At 67.4% G+C, this 19,806-nt stretch carries 16 protein-coding genes; 11 read left to right on the top strand and 5 right to left on the bottom strand.

Annotated features, from left to right (window positions below):
- The first annotated feature begins 71 nt into the window (after positions 1 to 71).
- From MT490_RS10280 to MT490_RS10240, 9 genes are all read left to right on the top strand, one after another.
- Positions 72 to 458 (top strand): hypothetical protein, encoded by a 387-nt coding sequence (locus MT490_RS10280; RefSeq protein ID WP_297386865.1) that lies wholly within the window; start codon positions 72 to 74, stop codon positions 456 to 458.
- A 183-nt stretch (positions 459 to 641) separates the two neighbouring features.
- A complete protein-coding gene (locus tag MT490_RS10275) occupies positions 642 to 1,985 on the top strand; it encodes a family 43 glycosylhydrolase (protein ID WP_297386862.1) in 1,344 nt (447 codons plus the stop codon).
- Positions 1,986 to 2,138: 153 nt separating this feature from the next.
- A complete protein-coding gene (locus tag MT490_RS10270) occupies positions 2,139 to 4,559 on the top strand; it encodes a TonB-dependent receptor (protein WP_297386860.1) in 2,421 nt (806 codons plus the stop codon).
- A complete protein-coding gene (locus MT490_RS10265) occupies positions 4,556 to 5,857 on the top strand; it encodes a dicarboxylate/amino acid:cation symporter (RefSeq protein ID WP_297386857.1) in 1,302 nt (433 codons plus the stop codon). The genes MT490_RS10270 and MT490_RS10265 overlap by 4 nt, the downstream gene beginning before the upstream one ends.
- Positions 5,858 to 5,878: 21 nt before the next feature.
- Positions 5,879 to 6,520, top strand: coding sequence for a peroxiredoxin (locus MT490_RS10260; protein ID WP_297386856.1), 642 nt, complete (start codon positions 5,879 to 5,881; stop codon positions 6,518 to 6,520).
- Positions 6,521 to 6,524: 4 nt separating this feature from the next.
- Positions 6,525 to 7,484, top strand: a complete 960-nt coding sequence (gene epsC, locus MT490_RS10255) for a serine O-acetyltransferase EpsC (protein WP_297386853.1) — start codon at positions 6,525 to 6,527, stop codon at positions 7,482 to 7,484.
- A 103-nt stretch (positions 7,485 to 7,587) separates the two neighbouring features.
- Entirely contained in the window at positions 7,588 to 9,045 is a 1,458-nt protein-coding gene (gene guaB / locus MT490_RS10250; protein ID WP_297386850.1) for an IMP dehydrogenase, read from the top strand.
- Between the two features lie 161 nt (positions 9,046 to 9,206).
- The gene (locus MT490_RS10245) at positions 9,207 to 10,391 is read left to right on the top strand and encodes an RsmB/NOP family class I SAM-dependent RNA methyltransferase (protein ID WP_297386847.1); all 1,185 of its coding nucleotides are present in this window, start codon (positions 9,207 to 9,209) and stop codon (positions 10,389 to 10,391) included.
- 32 nt (positions 10,392 to 10,423) lie between these two features.
- Positions 10,424 to 10,930 (top strand): tetratricopeptide repeat protein, encoded by a 507-nt coding sequence (locus MT490_RS10240; protein WP_297386844.1) that lies wholly within the window; start codon positions 10,424 to 10,426, stop codon positions 10,928 to 10,930.
- Here MT490_RS10240 and rsmA read toward each other — a convergent pair.
- The 4 genes from rsmA to lptD all read right to left on the bottom strand — a co-directional run bounded on the left by rsmA (position 10,927) and on the right by lptD (position 16,517).
- Positions 10,927 to 11,742: a 16S rRNA (adenine(1518)-N(6)/adenine(1519)-N(6))-dimethyltransferase RsmA gene (rsmA, locus tag MT490_RS10235; protein WP_297386842.1), complete on the bottom strand. Its 816-nt coding sequence runs from the start codon at positions 11,740 to 11,742 to the stop codon at positions 10,927 to 10,929. The two genes, MT490_RS10240 and rsmA, sit on opposite strands and share 4 nt — an antisense overlap.
- Positions 11,739 to 12,743: a 4-hydroxythreonine-4-phosphate dehydrogenase PdxA gene (gene pdxA / locus MT490_RS10230; protein WP_297386839.1), complete on the bottom strand. Its 1,005-nt coding sequence runs from the start codon at positions 12,741 to 12,743 to the stop codon at positions 11,739 to 11,741. Before pdxA ends, rsmA begins: the two co-directional genes overlap by 4 nt.
- Before the next feature lie 16 nt (positions 12,744 to 12,759).
- The gene (locus MT490_RS10225; protein ID WP_297386836.1) at positions 12,760 to 14,106 is read right to left on the bottom strand and encodes a peptidylprolyl isomerase; all 1,347 of its coding nucleotides are present in this window, start codon (positions 14,104 to 14,106) and stop codon (positions 12,760 to 12,762) included.
- A 113-nt stretch (positions 14,107 to 14,219) separates the two neighbouring features.
- Complete coding sequence (gene lptD, locus MT490_RS10220; protein WP_297386833.1) at positions 14,220 to 16,517, bottom strand: LPS assembly protein LptD; 2,298 nt, start codon at positions 16,515 to 16,517, stop codon at positions 14,220 to 14,222.
- Positions 16,518 to 16,625: 108 nt separating this feature from the next.
- On the opposite strand from lptD, the gene MT490_RS10215 reads away from it, so the two are divergent.
- Both MT490_RS10215 and ndk read left to right on the top strand, forming a co-directional pair.
- Positions 16,626 to 17,066: a DNA polymerase III subunit chi gene (locus tag MT490_RS10215; RefSeq protein WP_297386830.1), complete on the top strand. Its 441-nt coding sequence runs from the start codon at positions 16,626 to 16,628 to the stop codon at positions 17,064 to 17,066.
- A gap of 707 nt (positions 17,067 to 17,773) precedes the next feature.
- A complete protein-coding gene (gene ndk, locus MT490_RS10210; protein WP_297386826.1) occupies positions 17,774 to 18,196 on the top strand; it encodes a nucleoside-diphosphate kinase in 423 nt (140 codons plus the stop codon).
- Positions 18,197 to 18,473: 277 nt separating this feature from the next.
- On the opposite strand, the gene MT490_RS10205 is transcribed toward ndk, so the two are convergent.
- Positions 18,474 to 19,769 (bottom strand): M10 family metallopeptidase C-terminal domain-containing protein, encoded by a 1,296-nt coding sequence (locus tag MT490_RS10205; protein WP_297386824.1) that lies wholly within the window; start codon positions 19,767 to 19,769, stop codon positions 18,474 to 18,476.
- Between the last annotated feature and the right edge of the window lie 37 nt (positions 19,770 to 19,806).

Raw genomic sequence — 19,806 nt, 5'->3', positions numbered from 1 at the left:
TTCCCCTTAATTGTGGGAAGTGGCGCGTATCGCCATGGCGGGAAAAGAAGAAGCCTGAAAAGGGTGACGCAATGTCGGACTTGCGGACGCTGCACGAACAGTTGCTTCAGATGCTGGATGAACTCAAGGACCTGACCGAACGCTCGGCACCCGACGAGGCGGCATTGGCCGCGCTGCGCTATCGGCTGACGCGCGCCAGCGGAGCGCGCCGCAGGCTGGTGGACTCGCTTTGCGTGGAACTGCAGCTGACGCTTCCCAAGGAGGAAGTCGCCGCGGTGCGCGCGCTGCGTGTGTCCAGCATCGCCGCCATGACGTCTTCCTCGGATCATATCGGCACGTGGAGCCTGCGCCAGGTCGCCAGGGACTGGCAGGGTTATTGCGAGGCCTCGCAGCTCATGCGGCAGGCGATGCGCGAGCAGATCGAAGCGGAGAAGGCGACGCTCTATCCCCATCTCTGAGGTCGGCATCGCTGCGACCGCAACCGATATCCAGAATGGCGCCGCCGCGCATTCCCGGTTATCGCTCCGCTTCGATAAGCGGGAGGGGTGCTGGCAGTGAACGGTGGCTTGGGCGTGAGAAAGACAAAATACCGCCCGACTGGCCCGTGGTCAGCAACTCTCATGTGCCGGCTTGCATGCAGCGTGCTGACGGTCGCGGCGTTCGCGCCCCTCGCGTCGCAGGCCCAGGAATCGCGGTCGACTGGCGGCTACGACGTGCCGCACAGCGGCAATCCGCTTCTGCCCGGCTATTTCGCCGATCCGTCGATCCTCCGGCAAGACGGCAAATGGTACATCTACGCCACGATCGATCCCTGGGGTGGCGACCGGCTCGGCGTCTGGGAGTCGGAGGATTTCGCGAACTGGACCTTCCGATCGATCAACTGGCCGACCAAGGCCGCCGCGACCAGCGCCGAGTCGAGCGACGCTATGGTCTGGGCGCCCTCGGTGGTGCGTGCGCGCGACGGGCACTTCTGGATGTACGTCTCGGTCGGAAGCGAGGTGTGGGTAGGGACCGCCGATCATCCACTCGGCCCCTGGCGCGACGCCAATGGCGGGAAACCACTGATCGGCCGGAACTACCGGCCCGGTTTCCACATGATCGACGCCGAGGCCTTCATCGACGATGACGGCACCGCCTATCTCTATTGGGGATCCGGGCTGAACTGGGTCAACGGCCATTGCTTCGTAGTGAAGCTGAAGCCGGACATGGTGAGCTTCGACGGCGAGCCTCGCGACGTCACGCCCGGCCATTATTTCGAGGGGCCGTTCATGTTCAAGGCGGGGAAGCGCTACTTCCTCACTTATTCGGACGGAAAGACGACTTCGGATACCTATCAGGTCCGCTACGCCGTCGGCGACTCGCCGCTGGGACCGTTCACCGAGGCGGGCAACAATCCGATCCTCGCAACCGATCCCGCCAAGCAGATCATCAGCCCCGGCCATCATGCCATCTTCCGCGACCGCGGCACGCCCTATATCCTCTATCACCGTCACGGGCTGCCGTGGCGCGAAGGCGGTCCAGTGCTCCGCCAGGTTGCAGTCGATCGGCTCGAGCTTGGCTCGGACGGCATGCTCCGGCGGGTCATGGCCGATCATGCCGGCGTTCGCCTGGGAGCGCGGTCGCGCGAACGGGGCATAGCCTATCGCGCTTCGGCCTCCGGTAGCGTGGACGGCCGCTTGCCGGCATATGTGGGCGACGACAATTATGCGACATTGTGGCGCGCTCCGGCAGGTGCGGGCGCCTGGATCCAGGCCGATCTCGGCCGTACCCGCACGCTCTCGGAAAGTCTGGTGCGACCGGAATTCGCGACGCGGCGCTATCGGTTCCGCGTCGAAGCCTCCCGCGACGGCCGGATCTGGTCGACAGCCCTGACGGATTTCGAGGGCTCGGGCTCGCCCCTTCGCCTGCCGCATCGCATCGAAGCGCGATATCTCCGCCTGCACGTCGAGGACGGGGCGGGCATCTTCGAATGGGCCATTCGCTAGAGAGCGGCTCCTCTTCCAGATGATCCTGAGCAGTCACCCGATCGTCGCGGCCTGGCATCAGCCACTCGGCCTTTGCGGGCCACAAATTTTCCTTTGCTGCTAATTCCCATCAAATGAGAGGACATTGAACGGGCTATCTGAAGGGGCTCGTTCATGCGTTCGATCACAATCGCCTTGCTCACCAACACCGCGGCCGCCGCGCTGACCGTCGCGCCGCCCGTATATGCCCAGGAAGCCCCGGCGCCTTCCGATCCCGTGCCGGCCGAAACCGCGCAGGACGAAGGCGAGCCGATCGTCGTCACGGGCACGCGCGTCCAGGGCCGGTCGCGGCTCGACACGGCTTCTCCGGTGGACGTGCTGAGCGGCACCGCGCTGCGCAACCAGGGCACGACCGAGCTGGCTTCCGCGCTGGCCAGCGTCGCGCCGTCGATCGACTTTCCGCGCCCCTCCGCCGTCGACGGCACCGATGCGATCCGCCCGGCGACGCTGCGCGGCCTCTCGCCCGATCAGACGCTCGTGCTGGTCAACGGCGTCCGCGCCAACAGCTCGGCGCTGCTCAACATCAACGGGTCGGTCGGCCGCGGCTCGGCGGCGGTCGACCTCAACACCATCCCCACCGTCGCGCTCGACCGGATCGAGGTGCTGCGCGACGGCGCCTCGGCGCAGTACGGCTCGGATGCGATCGCCGGCGTGATCAACGTGCGGCTGCGCGAGGCGCGCTCGGGCGGCGGCGCGACCGCGACCTACGGCTTCTACGCGACCGACATCGACACCGCGCGCGGGCACCGCTCGATGATCGGCGAGCCCGCCTTCACCGCTTCGGCGTGGCAGGGCATCGGCTTCGGTGAGGACGGCTACGTCACCCTCTCGGGCGAGTATCTGAAGCGCGAGCCGACCAACCGCGCCGATTACGACCCGCGCGTGACCCCGACCCGCATCACCGGCCGCTTCGGCGATCCCGAGGTCGAACAATATACCGGCTATATCAATGCCGGCACGAGCCTGGGCGACAATTGGAAGTTCTATGGCTGGGCGGGCTATCAGGACCGCGACAGCCGCAGCGCGGCCTTCCCGCGCCTGCCGGCCGCCGCGGCGGCGGTGTCGGGCATCTACCCGAACGGCTTCCTGCCGATCATCAACACCAAGTCGACCAATGCGAACTCGGCGATCGGGCTGAAGGGCGATGTGGCGGGCTGGAGCATCGATCTGAATGTCGCCTATGGCCGCAACAGAATCGAATATCGCACGCTCAATTCGGCGAACTACGCCTATGGCAATGCGTCGCCGACCGACTTCTACGACGGTGCGCTGATCTACGACCAATGGGTCGCCGGGATCGACGTGACCCGCAGCTTCGATGTGTTCCAGTCGCTCAACCTGGCCTTCGGCGTGGAGGGGCGGCGCGAGGGCTTCAAGATCACACCGGGCGAGCCCGCTTCCTATGGCTATCCGGCCAGCGGCGCGGTCGCCGGCCAGGCGCCGGGGGCGCAGGGCTTCGGCGGCTTCTCGCCGCTCAACGCGATCGAGCGGAGCCGCAAGAACGTCTCGGGCTATGTCGATATCGAGGCGCAGCTGACCGACGCGCTGCTGCTCGGCGTCGCCGGCCGCGCCGAGCATTATACCGACTTCGGCGACACCGCGACCGGCAAGGTCTCGCTGCGCTACGACGTCGCGCCCTGGCTGGCGTTACGCGGCACGGCCTCCACCGGCTTCCGCGCGCCGAGCCTGCAGCAGCAATATTTCACCTCGGTCGCCTCGGTGATCCAGAACGGCGCGCCGGTGCTCACCGGCACCTTCCCGTCGACCAGCCCGGTCGCGACCGCGCTGGGCGGGAAGCAGCTCGAGCCGGAGAAGTCGACCAACTTGTCGTTCGGCACGGTGATCCGCGCGGGCGGCTTCGATCTCACTATCGACGCCTATCAGATCCGCCTGCGCAACCAGCTCGCCTTGTCGGAGAACATCCAGGCGTCGTTCAGTCCCCAGGTGGCGGCGATCCTGGCGCCCTTCAACGTGCCGTCGGCGCGCTTCTTCATCAACGGGCTGCGCTCGCGGGTTCGCGGCGTGGACGCGGTCGCGCATTACCGGCTCGATGCCGCGGACGCCGGCCGGTTCGACTTCACCGTCGCGGGCAATATCAACCAGACCGTCGTGACCGGCGTTCCGACCTCGACCGCGACGGTGAACCCGGCGCCGGTGCTGTTCGCGCGCAGCCGCATATTGACCATTGAAGAGGGCACGCCCGGCGAGAAGGTGAGCGGCACGGTCGACTGGTCGCTCGGCGACCTCGGCATCCTCGCGCGTGCCACCTATTACGGGAACGTCAATCAGCCTGGGACCGCCGCGAACGGATCGGCCGACATCAATACGGGCACGCACACGATCACCGATCTCGAGCTGCGCTACCAACCCCGCAAGGGCGCGCAGTTCGCGCTGGGCGTGAACAACCTGTTCGACATCTACCCGGATGCGACGCCCGCGGCGCTCAACTCCACCGGCGTGGTGGGCTTCCCTTATTACTCGCCCTTCGGGTTCGGGGGGCGTTACCTCTATGCGCGTGCGGGGCTCAGCTGGTGACGCGCGAGGTCCGGCGCCTGCCGTCCTTCGGCGTCCAGGTGCTGATCGGCATGGCCGTCGGTCTGGCGTTCGGGCTGGCCGGGCGTGAGACCGGCTCGGCCGTGCTCGGCGAGACGCTGCACACGATGGGGCAGGTCTTCGTCCAATTGCTCAAGACGCTGGTGCCGCCGCTGGTGTTCACGGCGATCGTCGCCTCGATCGCGGCGCTGCGCGACCTCGAGAACGCCGCGCGGCTGGTCACGCGCACCTTGCTCTGGTTCGCGCTGACCGCACTGATCGCGGTGACGATCGGCATCGTGCTCGGCCTCGCCATCCAGCCCGGGTTACACGCCGGAGTCGACCTGGCGGCGGCCAGGGCGCCCTCGAGCAGCGGTTCCTGGCTCGATTTCCTGAAAGGGCTGGTCCCGGCCAATTTCCTCGGCCTGACCGCGTCGACGACGATCGCGGAGGGCCGGGCCTCGACCGGGCTCGGCTTCAACGTGCTCCAGATCATCGTGGCGTCGATCGCGGTGGGCGCGGCGGCGGTGCGCATCGGCGCGGCGGGCGAAGCCTTCCTCGCCTTCAACGCCTCCGCGCTCGCCGTCTTCCGCCGGCTGCTGCGCTGGGTCATCGCGCTGACTCCGATCGGCACCGCGGCGCTGATCGGCGACGCCGCGATCCGCTACGGTTGGGGCGCCCTGTCGACTCTCGGCGCCTTCGCCGGAGCGATCTATCTCGGCCTGGGGCTCGTGCTGTTCCTGGTCTACCCGCTGCTGCTCGCGGTGAACGGGCTCAGCCCGCTGCGGTTCTTCGCCGCCGCCTGGCCGGCGATCCAGCTCGGCTTCGTGTCGCGCTCTTCGATCGGCACGCTGCCGGTGACCGAGGAAGTCACCGAGGCCGGGCTCGGCGTGCCGCGTGCCTATGCCGCCTTCGCGGTGCCGCTCGGCGCCACCACCAAGATGGACGGCTGCGCGGCGATCTATCCCGCCATCTCGGCGATCTTCGTCGCGCAGTTCTTCGGGCTCCCGCTCCACCTCGCTGACTATGGCCTGATCGCCTTCGTCTCGGTGATCGGCTCGGCCGCGACCGCCGGGCTGACCGGCGCGACGGTGATGCTCACGCTCACGCTCTCGACCCTGGGCCTGCCGCTCGAGGGCGCGGGCCTGCTGCTCGCGATCGACCCGATCCTCGACATGGGCCGCACCGCGGTCAACGTCGCCGGCCAGGCATTGGTCCCGACGATCGTCGCGAAGCGGGCAGGCATCCTCGATCTCGATCGGTTCCGCGGCACCGCGGAGCCGGCCCTGCAACCGGCCTGACTTCAACCAGTGGAGGCACCCATGTCGCTCAAGCTCTTCGACACCGTCCCGGACTTCACCCAGGAATCGACCTTCGGCACGCTCAACTTCTATGACTGGGCGGGCGCGAACTGGGTGGTGCTCTTCTCGCACCCCAAGGACTTCACCCCGGTCTGCACCACCGAACTGGGCGCGGTCGCCAAGCTCAAGCCCGAGTTCGACAAGCGCGGGGTCAAGGTGATCGGCCTGTCGGTCGATCCGGTCGACCGGCATCTCGACTGGGCGAACGACATCGCCCGCACCCAAGGCGCGTCGCTCAACTTCCCGCTGATCGCCGATGTCGACCGCCGCATCGCCGACCTGCTCGGGCTGATCCATCCCAATGCCTCGGACACGGCGACGGTGCGCAGCGTGTTCGTGATAGATCCGGCCAAGCGCGTGCGGCTGACGATCACCTATCCGGCGTCGACCGGCCGCAACTTCGCGGAGATATTGCGCGCGATCGACAGCCTGCAGCTCACCGACAATCACAAGGTCGCCACGCCGGCCGACTGGAGCCAGGGCGACGACGTGATCATCCTGCCCTCGCTCGGCACCGAGGAGGCTCGCGCGCTCTTCCCCCAGGGCTGGACCGAGCACACGCCCTATCTGCGCACTGTGCCGCAGCCACGATCCGCGGGCTGAGCACGTGACGGTTCCTCTCCTCTCGTCACCGTTCACGGCGGAGATCGCGGACGCGGTCTCCGCGCTCAACGCGGCGCGCTCGGCCTGGCGGGAGCGCCAGGCCGGGCGCCAAGCGGTCACACGCTTTCCCGCGCCGGACGCTCTGGCGCTTGCCGTGCAGCATCTGTCGGCGGCTTTGTTCCCCGCAAGGCTCGGCGGCTTTCGCGGCGGCGCGGCGCGCGAGGACGATTTCGTCGCGGACCAGCTCGGACGGGCGCTGGCGATCCTGCGCGAGCAGATCGCGAGCGAGCTCGATTACTGGCAGGCCGAATGCAGCCAGGCTTTCGACGAGGATCAGCCGGACACGATCGTCCGCCTGTTCGCCGCGGCGCTGCCCGAGATCCGCGCGCTGATCGACGCCGATGTCGAGGCCGCCTTTGTCGGCGATCCCGCGGCGCGCAGCGTCGACGAGATCCTGATCAGCTATCCCGGCGCGCTCGCCATCCTCCATCACCGCATCGCGCACCAGCTGTTCGCGCTCGGCGCGGTGATCGTGGCGCGACTGGTCTCCGAGCTCGCCAACGCGCGCACCGGTATCGACATCCATCCCGGCGCGACGATCGGCCCCAGCTTCTTCGTCGATCACGGCACCGGGGTGGTGATCGGCGAGACCGCGATCATCGGGCGCAACGTGCGGCTCTATCAGCATGTCACGCTGGGCGCGCGCAGCCCGCTCGGCCTCGCGCCGGCCGGTCCGCGCGAAAGGTTCCAGCGCCACCCGATCGTCGAGGACGATGTCATCATCTATGCCGGGGCGACGATCCTCGGCCGCGTCACGATCGGGCGCGGCAGCATCATCGGCGGCAATGTCTGGCTGCTCGACAACGTGCCCGCCGGAAGCGTCGTCGTGCAGCCTGGCGCGGTTCGGCTCGACGACGATGCCGGTAACCATGTCTCCGCGCGCCTGAAGGAACATCGCGCCTGAGATCCGTCGCGGCGGGCACGATCGTCCCGCGCGCCACTAGCACATTGCGCTGACCGCGGTTACATGGGCCGCCATCCTCCGACTCAGGACTTTGGCGCACCCCATGGATATTCCCCTCGGCCTCACCTTCGACGACGTCCTTCTCTATCCGGGCGAGTCCGAGGTCGTGCCGAGCATGGCCGATACCCGCACCTTCGTGACGAAGGGGCTCGCGCTCAACATCCCGATCCTCTCTTCGGCGATGGACACCGTCACCGAAGCCGACATGGCGATCGTCATGGCACAGCTGGGCGGGATCGGGGTGCTTCACCGAAATTTCGATATCGAGGAGCAGGTCGAGGCGGTCCGCGCGGTCAAGCGTTTCGAGAGCGGCATGGTGGTCAATCCGATCACCATGGCGCCCGATGGTACGCTGGGCGAGGCGCGCGCACTGATGGAGCGTCACAGGATCAGCGGCATCCCGGTGGTCGAGGCGAGCGGCAAGCTCGTCGGCATCGTCACCAACCGCGACGTCCGCTTCGCCGAGAACCCCAACCAGCCCGTTTCCGAGCTGATGACGCACGACGATCTGGCGACCGTCGCCGCCGGTGTCGGCAAGGACGAGGCGCGCCGGCTGCTGCACCAGCGCCGGATCGAGAAGCTGCTCGTGGTCGACAATGACTATCGCTGCGTCGGGCTGATCACGGTCAAGGACATCGAGAAGGCAGTCAATTTCCCCAACGCGACCAAGGATCCCGCCGGCCGGCTCTGCGTCGCCGCCGCCACGACGGTGGGCGACAAGGGCTTTGCGCGCACCGAGGCATTGGTCGATGCCGAAGTCGACCTGATCGTCATCGATACCGCGCATGGCCACAACAAGGATGTCGGCCGCGCGGTGGAGCGCGTGAAGAAGCTCTCCAACCGCGTCCAGGTGGTCGCGGGTAACATCGCCACCGCGGAGGCGGCCAAGGCGCTGATCGACGCGGGGGCCGACGGCCTCAAGGTCGGCATCGGCCCGGGATCGATCTGCACGACCCGTGTCGTCGCGGGCGTCGGCGTGCCGCAGCTCACCGCGATCCTGGAGGCCGCCGGCGAGGCCGCGAAGTCGGGAGTCCCGGTGATCGCCGATGGCGGCCTGCGCACCTCGGGCGATCTCGCCAAGGCGCTCGCCGCCGGTGCCTCGACCTGCATGGTCGGATCGCTGCTTGCTGGCACCGAAGAGGCGCCGGGCGAGACTTTCCTCTACCAGGGCCGCGCCTATAAATCCTATCGCGGCATGGGCTCGGTGGGCGCGATGGCGCGCGGTTCTGCCGACCGCTATTTCCAGCAGGATATCAAGGACCAGCTCAAGCTGGTGCCCGAGGGAATCGAGGGGCAGGTGCCGTTCAAGGGCACTGCGCGCGACGTCGTCCACCAGCTGGTCGGCGGCGTGAAGGCGGCGATGGGCTATGTCGGCGCCCCGACCATCCCCGAGTTCCAGAAGCGTGCGCGCTTCGTGCGTATCACCGGCGCGGGTCTGCGCGAGAGCCATGTCCACGACGTGACGATCACTCGAGAGGCACCCAATTATCCGACGCGCTGAGCAACCCCGACGCAATCTCGGCTTCCAATGTAGGATTTCTTCTGCTTCGGATTGGCGATGCGTCGCGCGGCAAATCCTGGCCTGCTTTTCGAGCGCACGATGATCCTCGATCCAAAGTTTACGAATGAGGCGCATCTCCCGCAACTTTGGGGGGCTTGCCGGTGACGCCGGCTGCCCGGACCCAGGCGGCGATCGAGCTGCTCGACCGCATCGTGACGGCGGCGCGCGATCAGGGAGCGGCGGCCGACACGCTGATCGCGCGCTGGTTCGCCGAACGCCGTTATGCGGGATCGAAGGACCGGCGTGCCATCCGTGAGCTGGTGTACGACGCGATCCGCTTGTGCGGCGAGCGCCCCGAGAGCGGTCGCGCGGCGATGCTGGCGCTGGTCGCGGCGCGGCCGGAGCTGGCGGAGACCTTCGACGGTTCGCCTTACGGCCCGCCGGCGATCCAGACCGGCGAGCCGGTCGCCGTGCCGGGCCATGCGCCGGGCTGGCTCATCAAGAAGCTGCGCGCGTCGGATATGGGCATCGAGGAGCAGGCCGCGTTGCTCGGCCGCGCCCCGCTGGATGTCCGGGTCAACCGGCTCAAGGCCTCCAGGGACCAAGTCGCCGCCGGGATAGCGGGTGCGGAGGCGCTCGCTTTCGCGCCCGACGCGCTGCGGCTGCCGCATGACACCAAGGTCGATCAACTTCCTGCTTATGGCGCGGGCGAGATCGAAGTGCAGGACGCCGGCAGTCAGCTGGTAACGCACGCGGCTAGCGTTGCGCGCGGCCATCACGTTATTGATTTGTGCGCAGGCGGCGGCGGCAAGACCCTGGCGCTTGCCGCATTGATGGCGAACCATGGCAGCATCCTTGCCTGCGACATTGATCGTGGGCGTCTTCAGCGCCTTCCCCAGCGCGCCGAGCGGGCAGGGGTCACCATCGCCGAGATCCGGCTGCTCAATCCGCAGCGCGAGGCCGAGCAACTCGGCGACCAGCTCGGACGCGCCGATCTGGTCTTCGTGGATGCACCCTGCTCGGGCACGGGAACCTGGCGCCGCAACCCCGAGGCGCGCTGGCGGCTCACCCACGATCGGCTCGCCAAGCTGATCGCGACGCAGCGTTATCTATTGGGGCTGGCCGCCGAGCTGGTGCGGCCGGGCGGCGCATTGGTCCATGTCGTCTGCTCGGTCCTGGACGATGAAGGCGCTGGCCAGGTCCAGGCATTTCTCGATGCCCATCCGGGCTGGAAGGCCGAGCCGCTGGCGCTCGGCGCGGGCACGCCGCGCGGTGCGGGGATACGGCTCACGCCGCTGGCGGACTCGACGGATGGCTTTTTTGTCGCGAAGATGGTCCGGCCGTGATAGCCGTACGCCCCTCAGTTTCGGAGATTTTCATGCGGATCACTGCGATTTCGGCCGCCGCCGCGCTGATGCTGCTCTCGGTTTCGACGTCGTTGATGGCGCAGCGGCCCGACGATCAGATCGATCCCAAGTCGCTCGCGTTGCTCCAGGAAGGGCGTGCCGCCAAGGCCGCCGGCAACCTGGATGGCGCGCAGGACGCGCTCGAGACCGCGCTGGCGGTCGATCCGCGCAACCGCGAAGCCTTCGTCGTCCTCGCGGAGATCGCGCGTGTGCGCGGCCTGCCCGGCAAGTCGATCCGCTTGTATCGTGAGGCGCTGGCGCTGGAGCCCAATGACCTCGTGGCGCTGCGCGGGCAGGGCGAGGCGCTGGTCGCCAAGGGCGCGACCACCAAGGCCAAGGAGAATCTCGCCAAGATCAAGACGATCTGCAACGGCGAGTGCAGCGACTCGACCGCTCTTGCCGCGTCGATCGCCAAGGGCCCCCCGCCCACCGCGACCGCGCAGGCCGAACCGGCCAAGGCCGCTCCCGCCAAGCCTTAACTGAGAGCGCGCGCGAGCGCGACGAACTCGTCGACCGAGACCGTTTCGGCGCGGCGGCTCGAATCGATCCCCAGCTGTTCCATCGCCTCGATCGCGCCGGCCACACCCTTGAGGCTCTGGCGCAGCATCTTCCGGCGCTGTCCGAATGCCGCGCCGGTCAGCGCCTCGAGCACCGGCAGCCGCACCCCTTCGGGCTGCTCGCCGGGAACGAGATGCACCACCGCCGACATCACCTTGGGCGGCGGCGTGAAGGCGGAGCGATGCACCGTCATCGCGATGCGCGGCGTCGAGCGCCACTGCGCCAGCACCGCCAGCCGGCCATAGGCTTCGGAGCCGGCGGAGGCGACGATCCGTTCGGCGACTTCCTTCTGGAACATAAGGGTGAGGCTCGTCCACCAAGGCTGCCAGTCCGAGGACAGCCAGCCGACCAGCAGGGCCGTGCCGACATTGTAGGGGAGGTTAGCGACGACATGGGGCTTGCCCTGGAACAGTCCCGGCGCATCGACTTCGAGCGCGTCGCCCTCGATCACACGGAGCTTGCCGGGGAAGTACTCCCCCAGTTCCGCCAGCGCCGGAATGCAGCGGCGGTCACGTTCCACCGCGGTGACCGAAGCGCCTGCCTCCAGCAATGCGCGGGTCAGTCCGCCTGGGCCTGGCCCGACCTCGAAGACCTCGGCGCCCACCAAGTCGCCGGGCACCTTGGCGATGCGGGCGAGCAGCTGGTGGTCGAACAGGAAGTTCTGTCCCAGCGCCTTGCTGGCGCTGAGATTATGTCTGCGGATGACGTCACGAAGCGGCGGGAGTTCGCTCACGGGGTTCCGACGGTGGCTTCGAGCCGGCGTTCGGCCTGCGCCGCGGCCATCCGGATCGCGGCGATCATCGCGCCCGGATTGGCCTCATCGCGGCCCGCGATGCCGAAGGCGGTGCCATGATCGGGCGAGGTGCGGACGATGGGCAGGCCCAAGGTCGTGTTCACGCCGTCGTCGAAATGGAGCGTCTTGATCGGGATGAGCGCCTGATCATGGTAGAGGCACAGGGCCGCGTCATAGCCGGCGCGCGCCCGGGCATGGAACATGGTGTCGGCCGCGAACGGGCCGACCGCATCGATGCCCTCCGCCCGCAACTGCTCGATGGCGGGGGCGAGGATGTCGATCTCCTCGCGGCCGATCGCGCCGCTCTCGCCGGCATGCGGGTTGAGCCCGGCAAACGCCAGACGCGGCTTCTCGATGCCGAAGTTGCGATGCAGGCCCCGCGCGGTCACCCGCGCTTTGGCGACGATCAGCTCGAGCGAGATGAGGTGCGGCACCTCGGCGAGCGGCACGTGCACCGTGATCGGCACGACGCGCAGCGTGGGGCCGGCCAGCATCATGACAGTGTTCTCGCTGGCCACGCCGCAGCGTTCCGCCACGAACTCGGTCTGCCCCGGATAAGTGAAGCCGATCCGATAGAGCTGCGCCTTCGACACCGGCCCGGTGACCAGCGCGCTGGCCGCGCCCGAGCGAGTCAGCCCCGAGGCCAATTCGAGCGATTGCAGCGCGCAGCGGGCGCTGTCGACATCGGGCGAACCGGGGAGGACCTCTCCCGCATCGCCCAGCGCGATGACCGGGAGCGCATCGGCGAACACGTCCGCGGCTTCGGCGGGGTCGCTGATCCGAACCAGCGGTCCGTCCCATACCTTCTCGACCGCGCGCGGATCGCCGACCGCGAAGAAGGGCGCGAGCGCGTGGAGTTCGCGCGCGCTCCACGCCTTGGCGGTGATTTCCGGACCTATCCCGGCGGAATCGCCCATCGCGATGGCGAGCGGTATGGTCATCCGCCCGCCACGCGCCTCAGCGATATTCGACCAGCGCGTCGCGGCGCAGGTCGCGCAGCATGCGCTGGGCGCGCAGGTTGGTGCGCTGCTCTTCGAGCTGCTCCTGGACCTGCTGAACCGAAGGCTCGTTCGCTTCCTTGGGATCGTCGCGGCCGCACAGCACCAGCACCCGGACGCCGTCTTCGATCGATCCGAAGGGCGGGGTGACCTGGCCGACCTGGAGCGGCAGGATCATGTTCTGGAGCGCGGGCGGAAGTTCCTTGATCGCGATCCCGTCGCGATCGACCACCTCGGCGCCCTGCGCCTGCGCGACCTTGGCGACGTCGCCGCAGCCCTTGATCGTCTGCGTGGCCGCAGCGAACTCGCCTGCGCGCGCGGTGGCCTGTGCCTCGGTGGTGCCCTTGGGGAACGTCACGGCGACCTGGCGCAGGCTCAGCTTGGCGTCCTTCGGGTCGGCGGTCAGGACCTTGCGTTTCTCCGCCAGGTACAGGATCGAGAAGCCGGTGGGCAGCTGGATCGGGCCGGCGACCTGACCGGGCTGCATCTCCTGTGCGGCGCTGGCGAGCTGGTCCGGCAGCATCGACGGCCGGACCCAGCCGAGATCGCCGCCGACCGACTTGGTCGAGGCCTCCGAATAGGTCTTGGCGAGATAGTCGAACGGCGCGCCCTCGCGCATCTGCTGGATCATGCGCTGCATGCCGGCATGGACTTCCTGCGCGCGATCGGGCGTCGCGTTCATGTAGATTTCGTAGACGTGATATTCGTCGCTGCCCTTGGCCTGGCGCATGCGCTCGAGCATCGCGTTCACTTCGGCCTCGCCGACATTGATGTTCACGCGGCGACGCAGCAGGCGGTTCCAGGCGATATCCGCCTCGATCTGCCGGCGCAGCGTACGCTCGGAAGCGCCGACTTCCTTGAGCCAGGCGCGCATCTGCTCGGGCGTCCGCTGGAAATTGCGCGAAACCCGGCCGAAGCTCGATTCGATCTCCTTGGGATCGACGGTGATCTCGTTGGCCTTGGCCTCCTGGATCTGCAGCGCCTCGTCGATCAGCTGACGGAGCATCTGGAGCTTGAGCTGGTCGCGCTCTTCGGGCTTCAAGTTGAGCTTGCTGATGCCGACGACCATCGCGACGCGCTGGTCGACGTCGGTGCCGGTGATCACGGTGTCGTTGACGATCGCGGTCGGCTTACGGATGTTGGGATCGGTCTTGCCGAAGAACTGGAAATTCGCAGGGAGATCGAGGCCGGTGTTCGGCACCTGCTGATCGGGAACGGTCTGCGCCAGCGCGATCGAAGCGACGCCGGCCAGGCCGAACGCCAGAATAGTCTTGCGGCCGAAGCGAGCCGCCTTTGCAACACCCATGTTCACGTGGAGCAATACCCTCATCCATCCCGGGGAGATCGTGGCGCATACTCGCCAATTGTGCCTGAACCAAGGCTTGACGGGATTCGGACTACGCCCCGCCGGACGCCACGCTAGCGCCCCAGATTCTTGAATGCCAGCGACAAAAGATAGCTGTTGCCGCGCCGCGCGTCGCCGGTTGTCTCGTAATCGCGCTTCCAGGTTAGGCCGAGGCGAAGGCAGTCGTCCTCATAAGTGACGCCCAGGCGGTGGCGGACGGGATCGAAGCCGTCGGCCTGCGACAGCGCGTCCTCGTCGCGATTGGTGAGATCGACCAGGATCGATCCCGAAACCGACCAGAAACGCGCGATCTGCACGCGGCCGCCGATACGGGCCTCCTCGCGATCCTGAAGATCCTCGAGCGTCGCGCCGATATTGCGGTTGAGGCGGAGATAGCCGATCTGGAAATAGGTGCTGCGCGAGCCGACGGTCGCGTCGATCTCGTTGCGGCGAATGGAGAAGTCGTCCTTGTCGATGCGGTAGCGATGCGTGAAGCTGATGAAGTCGCGGAACCGCACCACGGTGCGCCCGACGATGTCGGACACGCGGTCGGTGAGGCCGGTGCCGTCCGGGAAGATCGTCGGCCGCGACGACAGGCGATAGCTCTGCCCGACATTCGCGTCGACGGTAAACCCCGGTAAATACAGTGAATAATCGACGCCCCAGGTGAAACGGGTCGAATCCTCGAAGCGATCGTAGCCGGGGAAGCGATTGAGCGCGAAGAGGTTGGAATCCTCCAAATCGACCGCGCGGGCGTCCTCGTTCGGGACGGCGAGGTTCTCGAGCTTGGGCGCCGCGACGATCTGCACGCGCGGAGTGATGCGCTGGGTGCCGCCGAGGAACTCGCCGACCAGCGGCCATTTCACGTCGATCGCCGCCGCCGCGATGCCGCGGAACTGGAAACCCTCGTCGCCGCGATAGCTGGGGACGGTGGTGAGCAGCGTATCGTGGGTATTGTAGGCGTCGGCGCGGCCATAAGCGGTGAAGGTGACTTCCTGGCCCCAGGCGGTCAGCTTGCGCAGGTCCCAGCGCGCGCTGGCGAAGGCGCGCTGCGAATCCTGCCCGTCCGCGCGGCCGATCGCGAGCGTGTTGACCTGGAACTCGAAGCGGCCGCCGAGCAACCCGTCGTCCATTCGCCGGCGATAGTCCAATTCGGGCAGGACGAAGGGCTGGAGGCCCTGGCGCTCGCCCACGCGCAGGGTCTGCACCGCCCAGGCGTTGATCGAGAAATAGCTGTCCTGATCGATCCGCTCGACCCGGACATTGTTGCGCAGCCGATCGTCGCGCGAGATGTCGTAGCGCCGCAGGAAGGTACGGTCGGTGGTGATCCGGAGCGAGGTGCTCGCGCTCCATTCGGGCGAGAGCTGGAAGCGGCCGACGGCATCGAGATAGCCGCGGAAGTTGTTGCTCGACGTGGCCGGCGTGACCGGTACCGTCAGGTCGTCGGCGCGGCGGCTATAGGTGCCATAGGCCGACACGCGATAGGCGCCGAAGCTCTCGAGCGCGCGATAGTCGGCCTGGAGCATCGGCAGCGTGTTGGTGAACACGCGCGGCGTGACGGTAAGATCGCGATTGGGCGCGAAGCTGAAATAATAAGGCAGCGCGATCTGGAAGCCGTTGGTGCGATCCAGGCGCACGTCGGGCGTCAGGAAACCGTCGTCGCTGGTCCCGCCCGCCGGATGCGAGAAGGCCGGGAGCGGGATCGAGGCGAAGCCGAAGACCGAGATGCGCGCGCCGGTGTAGCGGATCCGCTTCCGGTTCGGATCGTAGACCACCCGCCGCGCGGTGATCTTCCACGAAGGCTCCTTGGGGCAGTCGTCCGTGTCGACCACCGCGCAGGGCGTATAGGCAGCGTTCTCGACCGTGATGATGCCGTTGTCGCGACGCCCGCGCTGTGCCGCGATGCGCCCGCCGGCCTCGAGCACGACGAGCATGTTCTCGACCGCGCCGTCCTTGAGCGTGTCGGTCAGTTCGATGCGGTCGCCATAGGCCGCGTCGCCCTCGGGATTGACGATGACGATATTGCCCTCGGCGACGACCTGCCCGGTCTTGCGGTTCCAGACGATCCGGTCGGCGCGGAGGCGATCGCTGCGCCGGTTGAGGCGCACGTCGCCACTCGCGGTGACGACGTCGTTTTCATAGTCGTAGTCGAGTTGGTCGGCAGTGAACTGGACCTCGTCGGGATTGGCCGAGGCGGCCTCGACCGAGGGAGGTGGCACCTGGGTGGCGCGGTCCTGAAGGTCCGGGCTGGGCACAGGCTCGACCCGGGGCAGGGGCGGCGCCGTCTCCTGCGCCTGTGCCTGCGCCGCGAGGCACAGCCCGAGCGCGGCCGACAGCAGCAGCAGTGCCTTGCGCGTAACGACGATTCCCACCTTTTCCTTCACTCCCGGGCACGCGGCACCGCCCGCCCTATCGCAGCGGTTGCGGCATCGCAACGTCACGTGCGTTGGCCCCAACGCTTGGACAGGCTAACAGGGGCCATGCAGGTCGACTTCTACCACCTCACCCGGCTCCCGCTCGAGCGCGCGTTGCCGCAGATCGCCGAGAAGGTGCTCGCGAGCGGCGGGCGCCTGGTGATCGTGGCCGGAGACCCGGCGCAGCGGACCAAGCTCGACCAGTTGCTCTGGACCTATGCGGCCGAGAGCTTCCTGCCGCATGGGCAGGCCGGCGGCGAGGACGATGCCGCCCAGCCGGTGCTGATCACCGAGACCCCGGAGGCGGCGAACGGCGCCCGCAACATCGCGCTGGTCGACGGCATCTGGCGCGACGAGGCGCTGGGCTTCGACCGGGCCTTCCATTTCTTCGACGAGGAGCGGATCGCCGAGGCGCGGGCAGCGTGGAAGGGACTCGCCGAGCGCGAGGGAGTCACGCGGAACTATTGGAAGCAGAACGATTCCGGACGCTGGGAAAAAGCGGCATAAGTTCCACGCTCCGGAGAGCGGAATGCCACGCGATCCGTGCGTTTCGAAGTCCGATGTTCACTTTCTGGCGATTCGCCCTCGGGAAAGTGGAACAAGTGCGTCGCCGATGTTGACACGCGGGGCGGGTATTGAGTGGACGTCGCCCCTCGCGCCCGGACAGCCGGCGCGCATTTTCCAACCCCACGATTGCAAAGAGCGGCCCCGATCGGAGCGATTGGAACATTAGCAGAACATTCGCGTGCAGTAAAGCGCTAGATCGTATCGACATTCGGCTAAATAGCCTCTCCCCTTGATAGGGGAGTGCAGGGTCGGATCGCGCGGGGCGCAGCTCCGCGCGGCTGCTGCGCAGCCGCACCCTCCTCACCCAGCTCCGACTAGGACGGATCGACATTCAAAATCCTCCCCCGCCAGGGGGAGGTGGCGCCGAAGGCGTCGGAGGGGGAGGTAAGCAGCACCCTCTCCAATGGAGTGCAGTGCTTCCGCCCCCTCCGTCACGCTGCGCGCGCCACCTCCCCCTGACGGGGGAGGATTGAAACGCCTCGCTCGCCTGAATGTCGATCCGACCTCGCACTCCCCTTTCAGGGGGCGAGGGAAGATAGAGGTTGAACGTCTATACGCGCAAAGGCGGGGCGCGGCTTGCATAGAGGGCACGCCCGGACTAGGGAGCCCGCGACTTTCCACAACCTAAAGACAGGAGCCGCACGGCCATGGCCGCGACCCGGACCTTTTCGATCATCAAGCCCGATGCCACCCGCCGCAACCTGACCGGTGCGGTCACCAAGATGCTCGAGGACGGCGGCCTGCGCGTCGTCGCCTCGAAGCGCATCCAGATGACCCGCGAGCAGGCCGAGGGCTTTTACGCGGTGCACAAGGAGCGCCCCTTCTTCAACGACCTGGTCACCTTCATGATCTCGGGCCCGGTGGTGGTGCAGGTGCTCGAGGGCGAGAACGCGATGCAGCGCAACCGCGACATCATGGGCGCGACCAACCCGGCCAACGCCGAGCCCGGCACGATCCGCAAGGAGCTGGCGGAATCGATCGAGGCGAACTCGGTGCACGGCTCGGACTCGGACGAGAATGCGGCGATCGAGATCGCCTATTTCTTCAAGCCGGAAGAGATCGTCGGCTGATTGCGCTTCGCCCTTCGGGGCGATGGTGAGAGTGAAAGCGCCGGTGGGGGTCAGACCCCCGCCGGCGTTTTTCGTCCGACTGGGTGCATCGACATTCGGGTTTTCCCCTCCCTTCAGGGAGGGGATCAAGGGGTGGGTAGCATTGGGCGAGGCTCGATGCCTCGTCCGATGCTTCTTCCCGTCGGCAATGAGTCTTTTTGAGCGCGCAGACGCGCGCACCCACCCCCAACCCCTCCCTTGCAGGGAGGGGCTATTGCAGCTGAATGCCGCCCCCGCCCTAAAGCAGGAAGTCCGAGCTGTAGAGGTTGAGCTCGCCGTTCACCTGGAGCTGGAAGTCTGCGACGGCGTCCCCGTCGGCGTCCGCGTACACGAAGGTGTAGCCGCCACTCTTCTCGTAGCGGAGCTGCCCGGCGACGCCGGTGAAGGCGTTCGCGCCCAGGAAGGCGAAATTCTGGTTGCCGGCGAGAAGCAGGTCGGCGTCGATATTGGTCACCGAGATCCGGTCGCCCTGGCCGCGGCTGAAGTCGAAGATCATATCCGGGGTGCCCGCGCTCGAATCGGTGAGCGCGTCGAAGCGGAACACGTCGTTGTTCGCACCGCCGAGGAAGTGGTCCACCCCGGCGCCGCCGACCAAAGTGTCGCTGCCGGTGCCGCCGTCGAGCAGGTCCGTCCCGTCGAGCCCGAACAAGGTGTCGCCGCCGGCGAGCCCCGCGATCGTGTCGGCGTCCGTGGTGCCGGTGAGGGTGTTGCTCGAGGCCGTGCCGGTGAAGGTCGATTCGACCGCGACGTTGGACACCGTCACCGCGAGCGCCTGGGTGACGATGTTGGTGCCGTCGCTCGCGCGCACGATGACGTCGTAGACGTTGTTGCCGCCGGCATCGGCCGGCGCCTCGAAATCGGGCGCGGCGCGGAAGGTCACCAGGCCGTTCCACGGATTGACCGTGAACAGGGCGGCATCGGCGCCGCCCGCGATCGCATAAGGCGGGTTGGGAAGGCCTTCCGGATCGACCGCGGCGACCGTCGCGACGATCACGCTGTTCTCCGAGACCGTCAGCGATGCCGAAGATGCGCCGCCGAAGGACGTGAAGCTCGGCGCCTCGTTGGCGTTGTAGACCCGCACGGTCAGCGCCTGCTCGTCGGTATCGACGCCGTTGCTTGCGGCGACCACGACTTCGTAGCGATTGTCGCCGTCCGCATCGGCGGGGGCCTCGTAATCGGGATCCGCGTTCCAGGCGAAGCGGAGCACGCCCGAGACCGCATCGATCTCGAACAGGGCGGCATCCGCCCCGCCCAGGATCGAATAGACGATGCCCGAACCCACGTCGCCGGTCGCCTCGACGCGCGTGATGTGGCCGACCCGGTTCTCGGTCCAGACCAGAGTGGCGGCATCGGCGCCGTTTTCGGAAGTGATCGTCACCGTTTCTTCCGCGTCGAGCGTGCTGGTGGTCGACAGATCATCCGCGGCCGGTTCCGCAGCCTTGAATGTCCGGCCGCCGCTGACGGCGTCGTTCCGCAGAAACGCCAGAAGTCCAGATTCTTCCGTATCCAAGGAAGACCAATAGTGCATCGCCATGATTACATCCCCCTCTTGCTATCAACGTGCCGCATGC

The organism is Sphingomonas sp. (assembly GCF_026460985.1).
Classification (GTDB): Bacteria; Pseudomonadota; Alphaproteobacteria; order Sphingomonadales; family Sphingomonadaceae; genus Sphingomonas.
This window is presented reverse-complemented; position numbering and strand designations above follow the sequence as displayed.

What these genes read in the sequence shown, in the direction of transcription:
- MT490_RS10225 (WP_297386836.1), bottom strand. Translation starts at nt 14,106, where the DNA reads ATGGGTGTTGCAAAGGCGGCTCGCTTCGGCCGCAAGACTATTCTGGCG.
- ndk (WP_297386826.1), top strand. Translation starts at nt 17,774, where the DNA reads ATGGCCGCGACCCGGACCTTTTCGATCATCAAGCCCGATGCCACCCGC.
- MT490_RS10215 (WP_297386830.1), top strand. Translation starts at nt 16,626, where the DNA reads ATGCAGGTCGACTTCTACCACCTCACCCGGCTCCCGCTCGAGCGCGCG.
- pdxA (WP_297386839.1), bottom strand. Translation starts at nt 12,743, where the DNA reads ATGACCATACCGCTCGCCATCGCGATGGGCGATTCCGCCGGGATAGGT.
- MT490_RS10280 (WP_297386865.1), top strand. Translation starts at nt 72, where the DNA reads ATGTCGGACTTGCGGACGCTGCACGAACAGTTGCTTCAGATGCTGGAT.
- guaB (WP_297386850.1), top strand. Translation starts at nt 7,588, where the DNA reads ATGGATATTCCCCTCGGCCTCACCTTCGACGACGTCCTTCTCTATCCG.
- MT490_RS10240 (WP_297386844.1), top strand. Translation starts at nt 10,424, where the DNA reads ATGCGGATCACTGCGATTTCGGCCGCCGCCGCGCTGATGCTGCTCTCG.
- MT490_RS10260 (WP_297386856.1), top strand. Translation starts at nt 5,879, where the DNA reads ATGTCGCTCAAGCTCTTCGACACCGTCCCGGACTTCACCCAGGAATCG.
- MT490_RS10205 (WP_297386824.1), bottom strand. Translation starts at nt 19,769, where the DNA reads ATGGCGATGCACTATTGGTCTTCCTTGGATACGGAAGAATCTGGACTT.
- MT490_RS10270 (WP_297386860.1), top strand. Translation starts at nt 2,139, where the DNA reads ATGCGTTCGATCACAATCGCCTTGCTCACCAACACCGCGGCCGCCGCG.